Source organism: Deinococcota bacterium, assembly GCA_030858465.1.
Lineage (GTDB): Bacteria > Deinococcota > Deinococci > Deinococcales > Trueperaceae > JALZLY01.
This window is the reverse complement of record JALZLY010000234.1, coordinates 1-12480: the sequence shown is the minus strand read 5'-3', so window position 1 is coordinate 12480 and position 12480 is coordinate 1. Positions and strand designations below refer to the sequence as shown.

The window sequence follows — 12480 nt, the reverse complement described above, 5'->3', positions numbered from 1 at the left end:
GCGTCTGGCCGGCCCGGATCATGGTGCCGCGCAGGTCGTTGGCGGCCATCAGCGCGGAGACGGTGGTGCCGTGGCGGCGGGCCAGGACCTCGAGCGTATCCCCCCGCGCCACCGTGATGCTGGGCGGCACGTAGCCGCCTTGCGCCTGGCCCGTCGTGTAGCGGCCGGGGATGGTCAGCCGGGTGCCGACCCGCAAGGTCGGGTTGGCGCGGGGGATGCCGTTGGCATCGGCGATCGCCTGCCAGCTTACGTCATGGGTGTGGGCCAGCAGCCAGAGAGAATCGCCCGGCTGGACGGTGATGACGAGCGGGGTGGCGGGCGCGTCGTTGGCGTCCGAAGTGAGCTTTAGGACCTGACCCACCCGGATGATGTGGCCGTCTAAGTTGTTGATGGCGATGAGCTCGTTGATCGACAGACCAAAGGAGAGGGCGATCTTGTAGGGGGTGTCGCCGGCCTGCACGGTGTAGGTGAGCGGCTTGCTCTGCGCCGAGCCGGGCAGTTTGAGCACATGGCCGGGATTGAGCCTGTCGGCGCTGAGGCCGTTGGCCTCCTTGAGCGCCTCGACCGTGGTCTGGTGGCGCTGTGCGATCGACCACAGCGAATCCCCCGGCTGTACGATAGTCTCTTGGGCTAGGGTCGCTTGGGCTAGGGCGAGAGATAAAAAGGTTGCGCTTCCCCACGTTAAGAGTCGTCTCTTCCACAACATTGACAAAAGTTTAACAAATTTTAAGGAGATGGCAAGAGCGTTAAATGAAATTAATCACACTCTAATGACAGGATAATAAAGGTCGCTCCGGCCTGTCGGCGGCTCGAGGCGCCCCGTTGGGCTTGCGGGCCCACCGCTACGTCTTTCTCCCGGCGAGCTGCCGGCGGCGACCCGCTGTGTGAGCCATACCACTTCTGCCGGGCTCGAGCCGCGGTAAGGAGGCCGCGCTCTCAGCTGAAGCCGAGGCTCAGCTCTCGCGCCCGGTCCTGCCGTCCAAGCTGAGCAGCGGCTCGTAGAGGTCGGGGCGGCGGTCGCGGAAAAATCCGAAGCCCGCCCGAAAGCGCCTCGCCTCGTCGAAGTCGAGCTCGGTGTAGAGGATGGTCTCGGAGGTCCTGTCGGCCTCGCTCAGCTTCTCGCCGCGGTAGTCGCTGACGAAGGACGAGCCGTAGAAGACCGCCTCGCCCTCCCTGCCGACGCGGTTGGCGGCGGCCACGTACATGCTGTTGGAGACGGCGTGGCCGATCATGGCGCGCTGCCACATGTCCTTGGTCTCCAAGCCGCCCGCCGCCACGGGTTCCGAGCCGATGCAGGTCGGGTAGAGCAGCAGGTCGGCGCCCTGCAGGGCCATCGCCCTGGCCGCTTCGGGAAACCACTGGTCCCAGCAGATGCCCACGCCGATGCGGCCGCGCCTCGTCGCCCAGGTCTTGAAGCCGCTGTCGCCGGGGTTGAAGTAGTACTTCTCCTGGTAGCCGGGGCCGTCGGGGATGTGGCTCTTGCGGTAGATGCCGAGCACCTCTCCGCTAGCATCGATCATCGCCAAGGAGTTGAAGTAGGCCTGGCCGGCCCGTTCGAAAAAGGACAGCGGGATGACCACACAGAGCTCCTCGGCAAGCCTCTGGAAGCGGGCGATGAAGGGGTGCTCGTCGACCGGGTGGGCGAGCGCGAAGAGGTCTTCGCGCTCGAGCTGCGGAAAGTAGAGGCTCTCGAAAAGCTCCTGCAGCAGGGCGATCTGAGCGCCGTTGGCGGCGGCCTCGCGCACCATCCGCTCGGCCTTGGCAAGGTTCCGCTCGAGGTCGTCGCTGCAGCTCATCTGCACCACGGCCAGCTTGACTTTGTTCCCGGCTTGCTCTTCAGCCCCCACCATAGACCTCCCCGGCGGGCTGCTGCTGAGTGACGCAGTGAAAGGCCCCGCCGCCCGTGATCAGCTCCGCCGCGTTCAAGCCGATGACAAGGCGGCCGGGGAAGAGCGGCCGCAGGATCGCTAGCGCCCGCTCGTCGTTGGCGTCGCCGTAGACGGGCACTACCACGAAGCCGTTGCCGATGTAGAAGTTGGCGTAGGAGAGCGGCAGACGTTTGCCGCTCAGTTCCATCCGCTTCCGGGGCAGCGGCAGCGGGACGACCCGGTAGGGCTCGCCCGCCCCGTCGCGCAGGGCCCTCAGGGCGTGCAGGTTGCGCTGCATGGTGTCGTAGTTGGCGTCCTTCTGGTCCTCCTCGACCGAGCAGAGGATGGTCTCGTCACCCGCGAACCTGACGATGGTGTCGATGTGGCCGTCGGTGTGATCGTCTTCCAGGCCGCCTTCCAACCAGATCACGTGCTTGGCGCCCAGGTAGCCCTTCAGCAGCCTCTCGAGGTCGAGCTCGCTCAGGTTGGGGTTGCGCCGCTGGTGGAGCAAGCAGGAGCGGGTGGTCAGGAGGGTGCCCTGGCTGTTGAGCTCCAGCGCGCCGCCCTCCATCACCTTGTCTACCGCAAAGCGCCTCATGCCAAGCGTCTTTGCAACCCGCTCGGGCGCGCGGTCGTCGTCGTCCCAGGGGCTGTACTTCTCGCCCCAGGCGTTGAACACCCAGTCGGTCAGGGCGACTTGGCCCTGCTCGTCCCTGACAAAGAGCGGCCCGTTGTCGCGAAACCAGATGTCGTTTAGGGCAAGGCGGTGGAAGCGGATCCGCGTCATGTCGGCGCCCGCGGCCGTCAGGCGCGCCCGGGCGTCCTCTTCGGTCTCCTCGTCGCGGACGTTGACGACGACCGGCTCGAAGCGGGCGATGGTCGTGACCAGTTCGGCGAGCTCGCGGCGCACGCCCTCTAAGTGCCCGACCCAGAGCGCGTCGTCAAAGGGCCAACTCGTCCAGGTGGCGGCGTGCTCGCTCCACTCGGCGGGCATGGCAAAGCCCTGCGCGGCGGGAAGGTCTCGGCCGTCTGCTGTCATGCCCTCTGTCGTGATCGCATCTGTGTTCATACGCTACCTCGGTAGAAAAGTACTAGGAAATTGCTAAAAAAGCGGTTTGGGTGCCGGGTTGCAGCACCATATTTCAGCACTACACTTCAACTCACCCATCCTAGCCCCGCCCGGCAAAAGCTATAGTAAGCCTTGGGTGTCTCTTTTTGGAACGTGTCTCTTTTTGAGGAGGGCTTTATGACTCGAGCAGCGCTGGTCACCGGCGGCTCCGGCGGCATCGGCTTGGCCTGCGCCCGCGCGCTTCAGGGGCGCGGCGTCAGGGTGATGATCTGCGACATCGACGAGACCAGGGGCGAAGCGGCCGCGGCCGACATCGGCGGCCTCTTCGTGATGGCCGACCTGAGCCGGCGGGCGGACTGCCGCAAGGCCGTAGACGCCACGGTCGAGGCTTACGGCGGCCTCGACATTTTGGTCAACAACGCCGGCTTTCAGCACATCGACGCCATCCCCGACTTTCCCGAGGACACCTGGGAGGATATGCTGGCGGTCATGCTCACCGCGCCCTTTTTGCTCACCAAGTACGCCTGGGAGCCCCTCAAGCGCTCCGGCCAGGGCCGGGTGATCAACATCGGCAGCGCCCACAGCCTGGTTGCCAGCCCCTACAAGGCCGCCTACGTGAGCGCCAAACACGGCCTCGTGGGCCTGACCCGGGTGGCGGCCCTGGAGGGCGGCCACCACGGGATTACCGTCAACACCGTCGCTCCGGCCTACGTTCGCACCGCCATCGTCGAGGGGCAGATCGCCGACCAGGCCCGCACGCGCGGCATCCGCCCCGAAGAGGTCGAAGAGAAGGTGCTCCTGGAAAACGTCGCCGTCAAAAGGTTGCTCGAGCCCGAGGACGTGGCCAACTACGTCGTCTTCCTCGCCTCGGCGGAGGCCTGGGGCATCACCGGCTCGGTGCAGTCCATCGACCTCGGCTGGACGGCGCGCTGAGGGTCGAGCCGCACGGCTAGGGTAGGGTGTGCTAGCATGGCGTATGGCTGAATACCGGACCAAGGTCGCCGAAGACGGCCACCTCGTCATTCCAGCTCCTTTTCGCAAGGCGCTGGGTGTAAAACCCGGCGACGAGGTGATCCTCTCGCTCGAGGGTGGTGAGGTGCGCGTGTTCACGCCCGAGCAAGGGCTTCGGCGCGCTCAGATGCTCGTGAGAAAGTATGTTCCAAGGGACCGTCGGCTCGCAGACGAGCTCATCGACGAGCGCCGCCGTGAGGTCGCTCGTGGCGAAGGCGGTTCTTGACGCTTCGGCCCTGCTCGCGCTGTTATTGGCTTGGCAACGAGGCCTTCCGGCCCTGACGGCGGACCGTGCCTGGGCAGAGCTCGATGTTGCGGTTATTCGGCTTATCCGCTAGCTGGTGCGGCCATAAGGTCAGGGCGCGGTCTCGCTATCTTCTCGCCGCGCTGTTCGTCACTGCCGGGCTCAGCCACTTTCTCTTTCCCGAACCCTTCGTGCGCATCGTGCCGCCCGCCTTGCCCGCGCCGCTTGGGCTCGTCTACTTGAGCGGCCTCCTCGAGGTCCTCGGCGGCCTTGGCCTCCTGAGCCGCTACCGCCGCCCCGCCGCCTGGGGGCTCGTCCTCCTCCTCGTCGCCGTCTATCCGGCCAACCTCTACATGGCGATGGAGCCCGAGCGGGCCGGTGCTGGCATCCCGCCGCTGCTTCTCTGGCTGCGCCTGCCGCTTCAGTTCGTGCTCGGCGGCTGGCTGCTGTGGGCGGTAAGGCCACCTCGCGACAGCGCGGATTAGCCGGGTGGTCTGGCTTCTTCCTTTCGTCTGCTCTTCGTCGCGGCCTGCTCGAGGTGACTTTCGGTGAGCCGGGTGCGGACAGCCTGCGAGCAGGTCACGGAAACGCCCTGTCCGCCTCGGCCTCGCCTCGGCAGGCTCAACCGGCAAACCGATGATCTGCCGGTCTTCTCTGGCCGCCGTTCTTGCTAGCCGCCGTCTCCACAGCCGCGCATCGTCTCCGAAATGAGCCAGTCCACCACCGCTTCGGGCTTGCCCGTCTCCCGGAAGATGTCGAGCTGCTTGTCGGCGCTGCTGCCGCGCTCCACGATCGTCAAGGCGTGTTCGACCTCCTGGCGGCTGCCGAGCTCGTCCACCACGTCGTCGACAAAGGCGACGAGGTCGGCGATGAGCTCGCGCGCGGGCAATTCCTCCTGAAGGCCCAAGTCGATGAGCTTGCCGCCGACGCCGTAGCGCAGTGCCCGCCACTTGTTCTCCTCGACCATCGCCTGCGGGTAGGAGCGAAAGGTGGTGTTCTTGCGCCGCATGACGAAGTGCTTGAAGACGAGCGCCTGGAAGAGGGCGGCGCAGCAGATGGCGTCGTCCAGGTTGGTACAGAGGTCGCAGATGCGGAACTCGAGGGTGGGGAACTCGTGGTGCGGGCGCAGGTCCCACCACAGCTTCGAGCCGTCCTCGATGCAGCCGGTCTTGACGAGCACCCCCACGAAGTTCTGGAACTCCGCGTAGCTGCCGAACTCGACGGGCACGCCGGTGCGCGGAAAGCGGCGAAAGAGCGCGCTGCGGTAGCTCTTTAGGCCGGTGTCGCGGCCGTGCCACATCGGCGAGGAGGTGGACAGGGCCAGGAGGTGCGGCGTCATGTAGCGCAGAATGTTCATGGCGTCGATGGTGAACTCGGGGTCGTCGGTGCCGATGTGCACGTGCATACCGAAGATCAGGAGCTGCCGCGCCAGGTCCTGCATGTCCTCGACGATGGCCTCGTAGCGGGCACCCGGCGTGATCTCCTGCTCCTGCCAGTTCGAAAAGGGATGGGTGCCCGCTGCCACCACCCTGAGCCCCTCGGCCCGCGCCAGGGCATCTACCTTGCAGCGCATGGCGACGACCTCGGCGCGCGCCTCCTGAACGGTCCGGCAGACGCGCGTGCCGGTCTCCACCGTGCTCTGCATGAGCTCGGCCTTGATATCGAGCCGCTGCAGGGTCTGCTTGGAGCCGTCGATGACCCGGCTCATGAAGCTCTCGAGCTCGCGGGTCTCGGGGTTGACGATCTGGTACTCCTCTTCGATGCCGATCGTCAGGGAGGGTCGTTGCATGGTCATGGTCGTTGCATGGTCGAGGCGCGCTCCTTAAGTCCCTCTTACCCTAACCGTTTGCGCCACGTCCTAGAGCAGCCCTGGTCACGGTTGGCCTGGTAGACGCTACTGTAGGACGGCATGTCGGATGGCATGTAGGACGGTATGTCGGACGGCACTGTCGGACGGCACTGTCGGACAGCTTGCGGCAAAGGTGTCGGCGGCGCGATACCTTAGGGCGTGGAGAGCAAGGAGAGCACGGAGTTCAGTACCCGCGAGAGCCTGGGGCGCTTTTGGGCCATCCTGGCGCCGCACCGGCTGACGGTCCTCGGCCTGTCGCTCTTGCTCAGCCTGTCGGCCTCGCTCGCGGCGGTGGGGCCGCAGTTCGCGCGCCTGGTCTTCGACGTGCTCATCCCGCGCGGTCAGCTCGAGCCCTTTTTGTGGCTGGCGGCGGCCATGCTGGGCTTCTACGGGCTCTACGCGGCCGTCGGCTACGCCGCCATGTACTTCTCCTACGCCTTTACCCAGCGCGTCATCAGCGAGGTGAGGATGCGGGCCTATGCCAGGCTGCTCTCCTTGCCCATGACGCGCTTTGGCGAAGAGCGCTCGGGCTCTTTGGTCTCGCGCGTCGTCTCGGACGTGAACGCGCTCGAGGCCATGATCCAGTCGGGCTCGTCGCGGCTCCTGGGCCAGCTCTTCACCATCTTGGTGGTCATGACCATCCTCTTCGTGACCAACGCGCGCCTGGCCCTGGTCACGCTGGTCATCGTGCCGCTGCTAGCCTTTATCACCTGGCGTTATCAGGGGCCCCTCAAGGAGGCCAGCCGCAAGATTCGCCGCCGCATCGGCGAACTCGGCGGGGTGGCGACGGAGGCGATCGCCAACATCGACATCGTCAAGACCTTTGCGGCCGAGCCCCAGGAGCTTGCGCGCTTTCGCGCCCAGAACGACGTCTACGTGGACCTCAACCTGTCGCGGCGCAAGCAGGTCGGCTGGATGGAGAGCCTGGTCACCCTGATCTCCGACCTGGGTTTGGCGGCGATGCTCCTGGGCGGCGGTCTGCTCATCGTCCGCGGTGAGATGACGGTCGGCGTCCTGGCGGCCTTTTTGCTCTACTTGCGCCAGCTCATGGGGCCGGTGCAGTCGGTGATGTTCTTCAACAACACCTTGCAGGCGGGGGTGGCGGCCTTGGAGCGCATCGCCGACCTGCTCGAGGCCGAGCCGGAGGAGGAGGGCGAGAGGGAGGAGCGGCCTGACGGCCGGCTCGAGCTTTCCGGGGTGAGCTTTCGCTATCCGGGGAGCCGGGTCTGGACGCTCGAGGACCTTGCCCTCACGGTCGAGCCCGGTCAGACGGCGGCCCTGGTGGGGCCGTCCGGGGCGGGAAAGAGCACGGTGATTCGCCTGCTCTCGAGGCTCTACGACCCCACCGCCGGGCGCATCAGCCTGGGCGGGCGCGATCTCCGCGACTACCGGCTGACCGCCTTGCGCCGCGCCGTGGCAGTGGTGCCGCAGGACCCGACGCTCTTTTCGGGCAGCGTCATGGACAACATCGCCTACGCCCTGCCGGGAGCGACGGAGGCCGAGGTGCAGCGCGCCGCCGCGCTGGCCAACGCGCATTCGTTCATCCTCGAGCTGCCCAGGGCTTACCAGACCGAGGTCGGCGAGCGCGGCGTCAAGCTCTCGGGCGGCCAGAAGCAGCGCATCGCCATCGCCCGGGCGCTTCTCAAGGAGGCCTCGCTGCTCGTCTTGGACGAGGCCACCTCCAATCTCGACGCCGAGTCCGAGAGCGTCATCCAAGACGCGCTGGCAGGTCACTTCGCGCAGCACCGGAGGATGACGACGATCGTCATCGCCCACCGCCTCGCCACCATCACCCGCGCCGACACGATCTTCGTCCTGGACCGGGGTCGCCTCGTCGAGGCCGGCAGCCACGCCCAGCTTCTCGCCCACGGCGGGCTCTACCGCCTGCTCTACGACCTGCAGTTCGGCGAGGCGATCTCACTGCAAGGCGCGCTGCAACCCCGCTGATGCGACCCCCCGCAAGGCGCCGCCCCGGCCTCAAGCGAGTTCTGCCGGCCCTCCTCTTGCTCGCCCTGGGCGTCGCGCTGGGCTTCGGCTACGCGACGCTGCGGCGCCCGGCGCTCGTGCCCCTCCAGGACGCGATGGTCACGGGGGTAGCCATGAACGAGGTGTCAGTCCGCTACCTGGACGAGGCCGGCGGCTTTATCGACATCGGCCCGGCGGACGCCGCGGCCGACACGCTGCTGATCCTCTACCCGGGCGGGCTGGTCCGGCCGCAGGCCTATACCTGGCTGGGCGTGGCGCTGGTGCCCCTGGGCGTCCGCACCCTCATCCCGCGCTTTGCCCTGGACCTGGCGGTGACCGCGCCGGGGCGGGCCTCGGCCCTGCTCGACATCCTGGCCCAGGACGGCGTCTCCTTTGAGCGCGTGGTTCTGGGCGGTCACTCGCTCGGCGGGGCGATGGCGGCCCGCTACGCCTTCCGCAACCCGGGGCGCATAGACGCGCTCGTCCTGATGGGCGCTTACAGCGCCGAGGGCGACGACCTGAGCGCTACCGGCCTGCCCGTCCTGGTCCTGGCCGCCGAGAGGGACGGCCGGGCGACGCTCGCGGCGGTCACGGCGGGTCTCGGCCGCCTGCCGCCGGGGGCGGAGCTCGAGGTCGTCGCGGGCGCCGTCCACAGCTTTTTCGGCCGCTACGGGCCGCAAGCCGGCGACGGCCTGCCGGCGGTCAGCCGCGACGTGGCCGAGCGCCTCATCCGCGAGGCGTTGGCGCGCTTTGTACCCCGGCACCCGCCGGATGGGCTGGACGCTCGCTAGTCCTTGGTCCTTAGCTAAGGACCAAGGATAGTGCGGGTACTACAGCCCAAGCTTCCTTGACGAGCCATAGCCATCACCCCTGGGCTTGGACGCCTGGGCTAGGCCCCACCCTGAGACCGGGCCTTAGCCCCTCGGGTGGTTGTCGATGCCCTCGTAGGCGTCGAGAAAGGTCCTCACCCGCGCCTCGTCGAACTCATCGAACTTGTCCAGGCGCCTCCAGGCGGTAAGCGCGTAGGTGGCCTCCATGTTGGACCGCGGCACGATGACGACGCGGCGGTAGCCGCGGGAGGCGTTCTCGAGCTCGCGCATCCGCGCCTCGTTCTCCTCGTCGCTGCCCATCTGGTAGTACATCACCACGTAGCCGTCCTCGAGGTTATGGATCAGGAGCTGGTCGGGCAATTCGTAGTCGTAGGTGCCGGCCCTCGCCACGTTGGCGACGTGCCAGCCCGAGGTGGGCGGGTTGGTGTTGTAGGGCGGGTGAGGGGTATCGACCGTGGCGATGTGGGTATGGCCCTGGTTGGGGAACTGCTCGCCCGGCAGGTTGGCGCTTCTCACCTGGTTGTAGACGATCATGCCCACCACCAGCGCGACCACGCCCACGGCGATCAGCCAGGGAACGGGGTTGAACTTGCGGGTGGGGGCGTGCTTGGCTCGAGCTCTTCTTGCCTTCGTACTCATGCTTGTCTCCTCATAGCATCAAGCTTAGCAGGCGAGTACTGCAAGGGTTGTTCAGCGTTTTACCAAGAGCGTGTAGTGACCCCGGAAACCAGGAAAACAGCAGGTGGTGACATATTCCCCGGTTTGAGAAGCCCCGGAAGTCATTCCGAAGAGCATGTCACCACGAGAAAAGTTGATTGGGCTCAAACCCGGTTGAAGCTGCAACACGAACTGTCTGACGCTGGCCGTCAGCGTCGGAAGACCGAGGAGCAGGCGCAGCGCAATCAACCCCGGGCGTTTGGTCATGCGCGCGTCTCTCGGCTCATTTTCTGCCTGGGCCGTCAGCAAGCCGACGCAGTTCGAAGAAGACCCCATCCCATACCGTGTACGGGCGATTCTCGGCGACCCAGATCAAAAGACCTCCCATGGCCGTCCATCTCGCGTCTCCGCAAAAGACCTCGGTCACTCCGAGACGGGCTGTATCTTGCAGCCCAAGGTCGGCGGGGGCGATGTGGAATTCATCGTGGAGGAGACTGTCGGCGAGAGCCGTGTGGTAGCGATACATGGGCTGCCGGCAGGTATCCATGCGGGACATCGCTTCCCTCGTCCCGAGCCGGACAATACCACCGTGCCACTGCGCCGCTTCTGCATTGGTCATCGCGCTGATTCCAGGGATACGGTGGCTGACGATAACCCACTCGCCGATCGGATTGGAGGATGACGCGGTTTCGGGGGATGCATCGGCGCAACCCCGGTAGATCAACCCATCGATTCGTACGACCGCTTTATGCGTCCAGACCCGGTCAGACATCCCGTCGCTGCATCGACTGGGCCAGATGCGCGCATCGATCGCCGCACGTTCGGTTTCTCCGGCCCATCGCAACGTGTCGCCCCTGACGGTCGGTGCGAGTGGAGGAAAACGAATCCCCGTCATGTCGTCAGGTGTGGTGAAGCGCAAGCCGGCGCTGTTGATGTCCAGACTCCAAAATGGCTCTGTTCCGATGGCCCGAAACGCACCGATCACCGGCGCGTCCGGCGTGGCGGTCGCAGAGGCGCGTTCCGGGCGCGTGAAGCGAAGCGGCTCGTCCATTTCCTTGGAATAGATCAAGAGCACGGACCCATCGAACGTGAACCGCTCGGCACCCTCGAGCGCCTTGAGGTAGTTGCTCTCCTGCATCATGACAGCTTCCGCACAACTCATGCGCGTCGATCCGAGCGAACTGAAGTTGATCGACTCGCCGGATATCTCGACAGCCCCGAAAAAGCGATTGCAGGAACCGTGGCCCGCTACCTTTCCCGCCTCAATGAACTCCAACGTCGCCTGCACGCGATCAAGAACGCCGGCACCACCGAGGTCCTCGAGCAGCCACTTCGTCCCCCAAATCTCGCTCGTTACCGCTTCCTGGCTCACCCGCACGAGCAGCAGATCGACGTGTGTCGGGTTTCCCCGCGTGATCACAGGATAGGCTCTGTCGGTCGTGAAGATCACTCGCCCGGCACTCAGGATGACGGCGCGCACCGCGTACGTGTGATTCGGCTCGATGCTGCTGGAGTCATAGCCAAGGGCGAACGTTAGCGGCACTTGCTGGCCGTCGAGCAGGACAGTCGTCTTGGCGATGACAGGTGCGGCCACGTCCATTTTTGATACATCGGAAAGCAAAACCTCCGCGACCGCATCGGGTGGGAGAGCTATTCGCTCGCGGTAAGCCACCGTGCCGCTAACCACGCCGTCACCTGCCGCCCCGCCGTTTGCAGACGTCTGCGCGCCGCAACCGCCAGCTACACTCGCGAGGACGAGCCCCACGAGCCCGATAATGAGATGACGATGGAATGTCATTGCGCCACGCTCCTTTCAACGGTTCGAATCTTGATCTGAGTAGCCCTATATGGTCCTCCAAAAGTTGTCACCTAACGTTCGAATTGGCGTTGGGTATTAGATTTATTCGGCAGTAAGAAGCAAGACTGCTGAAGTCATACCTCCCCTGCCCCCGCCTGCTTTAGATGGTAGCAGGCTTGCTATGGTCAACGCGCAGGTTGTGCTTTAAGGGCTGCGGCCCTCGAACCTGAAGTCGGCATTGTTCAAGATGCTGTCCCAAGCTCCGTAATAGCTCATGCGGGCGTTGCCTTCTACGGCCATCAGCGTGTCTATGTCGCGCTGCTGGGGGATGAGCGCCTGCGCGGTGGTGATGGCCTCGAGCGTTGCGCTCACATCCGCGCCGCGCCGCTGGTAGTACATGAGCACCCTCTCGATGTTGCGCAGCGCCCCCAACACAAACGCGTGCGCCAGCGCCAGGCGGCTGGCGAAGTCGTTGTAGTGGCTGGCCTGCTGCAAGGTTAGGTAGCCCGAGACGTACTGCTCGCGGGGCATATAGGAGCCCGCGTAGTAGCCGTAGTAGTTGTAGAGGTGCAGCGGGATGTTTTGCTGGGTGAGAAAGTTGAGCATCCGGGTGTTTAGGTCGCACTCGCCGAAGATGTGAATGTCGCTGGTCGTTTCAATAGGGATAAAGCGCTTGCCCTTGTCGCTGCTGTAGCGCAAGGTGTTCTGGTGGCGTTCTAAGGTGCCGCTCGAGAAGATGTAGACGGAGTTTTTCAAAAAAGGCGTCCTCGGTATGGCCCGGGTAAGGACATAAAGACTAAGGATGCGCCCCGGGCACTCACCATCACTCTCCGGTGCCTCGCGGCGCAGCGCCGCGATGAGCGCCTCGCGTCCGACGATGTCCGCCAGCGTCAGCAGGGGGTCCGGCAGAGGCTCTTGCCACAGCCAAGCCGGGCGCAGCCACAAGCCTTCAAGCACCTCCGAGGAGACGCGCTCATCCTCTTCGGTGGCGATGAGGTCGTAGCGGCCGCTCTCGTCTAAGCGGTAAAAGTCGGCCCGCCGGTGGCCGGGGCGGGAATCGACGAGCCAGTACTCGCTCACCCCGGCCTTTTCGTATTCGCGGAACTTTTGGCTGCGGTCGATGTAGAGGCTGCCGGGGGAGATGACCTCCACGACCAGGTCGGGAGGGCCGCTGAAGCGCTCGGAGCTT

Annotated in this window: 13 protein-coding genes; 5 read left to right on the top strand and 8 right to left on the bottom strand. The window is 65.4% G+C overall.

The genetic code is table 11. The features are described from left to right. The 3 genes from M3498_11850 to M3498_11840 form a co-directional block, all read right to left on the bottom strand. Window positions 1-706: LysM peptidoglycan-binding domain-containing protein (locus tag M3498_11850; protein MDQ3459978.1), on the bottom strand; the 706-nt coding region annotated here is incomplete at its 3' end. A gap of 247 nt (window positions 707-953) precedes the next feature. Further along, window positions 954-1850 carry an N-carbamoylputrescine amidase gene (gene aguB / locus M3498_11845; GenBank protein ID MDQ3459977.1) on the bottom strand — a complete coding sequence of 299 codons (897 nt, stop codon included), beginning with the start codon at window positions 1848-1850 and terminating at the stop codon, window positions 954-956. Next, window positions 1837-2907, bottom strand: coding sequence for an agmatine deiminase family protein (locus tag M3498_11840; protein ID MDQ3459976.1), 1071 nt, complete (start codon window positions 2905-2907; stop codon window positions 1837-1839). The genes aguB and M3498_11840 overlap by 14 nt, the downstream gene beginning before the upstream one ends. Window positions 2908-3114: 207 nt before the next feature. Between M3498_11840 and M3498_11835 the strand changes: the two genes are divergently transcribed. The 3 genes from M3498_11835 (at window position 3115) to M3498_11825 (ending at window position 4677) form a co-directional block, all read left to right on the top strand. Next, window positions 3115-3870, top strand: coding sequence for a 3-hydroxybutyrate dehydrogenase (locus tag M3498_11835; protein ID MDQ3459975.1), 756 nt, complete (start codon window positions 3115-3117; stop codon window positions 3868-3870). Between the two features lie 43 nt (window positions 3871-3913). Further along, window positions 3914-4174: an AbrB/MazE/SpoVT family DNA-binding domain-containing protein gene (locus tag M3498_11830; GenBank protein MDQ3459974.1), complete on the top strand. Its 261-nt coding sequence runs from the start codon at window positions 3914-3916 to the stop codon at window positions 4172-4174. Window positions 4175-4257: 83 nt separating this feature from the next. Next, window positions 4258-4677 (top strand): DoxX family membrane protein, encoded by a 420-nt coding sequence (locus M3498_11825; protein MDQ3459973.1) that lies wholly within the window; start codon window positions 4258-4260, stop codon window positions 4675-4677. 185 nt (window positions 4678-4862) lie between these two features. Here the strand turns inward: M3498_11825 and M3498_11820 are convergent, their stop codons facing one another. Next, window positions 4863-5987, bottom strand: coding sequence for a carboxylate-amine ligase (locus tag M3498_11820; GenBank protein MDQ3459972.1), 1125 nt, complete (start codon window positions 5985-5987; stop codon window positions 4863-4865). Window positions 5988-6200: 213 nt separating this feature from the next. Here M3498_11820 and M3498_11815 point away from each other — a divergent pair, with 213 nt between their 5' ends. Further along, window positions 6201-7988 carry an ABC transporter ATP-binding protein/permease gene (locus M3498_11815; protein ID MDQ3459971.1) on the top strand — a complete coding sequence of 596 codons (1788 nt, stop codon included), beginning with the start codon at window positions 6201-6203 and terminating at the stop codon, window positions 7986-7988. After that, the gene (locus M3498_11810) at window positions 7988-8797 is read left to right on the top strand and encodes an alpha/beta hydrolase (GenBank protein ID MDQ3459970.1); all 810 of its coding nucleotides are present in this window, start codon (window positions 7988-7990) and stop codon (window positions 8795-8797) included. Before M3498_11815 ends, M3498_11810 begins: the two co-directional genes overlap by 1 nt. Window positions 8798-8920: 123 nt before the next feature. Here the strand turns inward: M3498_11810 and M3498_11805 are convergent, their stop codons facing one another. The 4 genes from M3498_11805 to cas1 all read right to left on the bottom strand — a co-directional run. Beyond that, complete coding sequence (locus tag M3498_11805) at window positions 8921-9475, bottom strand: DUF3105 domain-containing protein (GenBank protein ID MDQ3459969.1); 555 nt, start codon at window positions 9473-9475, stop codon at window positions 8921-8923. 51 nt (window positions 9476-9526) lie between these two features. Next, window positions 9527-9760: a hypothetical protein gene (locus M3498_11800; GenBank protein ID MDQ3459968.1), complete on the bottom strand. Its 234-nt coding sequence runs from the start codon at window positions 9758-9760 to the stop codon at window positions 9527-9529. Window positions 9761-9776: 16 nt separating this feature from the next. Then, complete coding sequence (locus M3498_11795) at window positions 9777-11180, bottom strand: YbaY family lipoprotein (protein ID MDQ3459967.1); 1404 nt, start codon at window positions 11178-11180, stop codon at window positions 9777-9779. 315 nt (window positions 11181-11495) lie between these two features. Beyond that, window positions 11496-12480: CRISPR-associated endonuclease Cas1 (gene cas1 / locus M3498_11790; protein ID MDQ3459966.1), on the bottom strand; the 985-nt coding region annotated here is incomplete at its 5' end.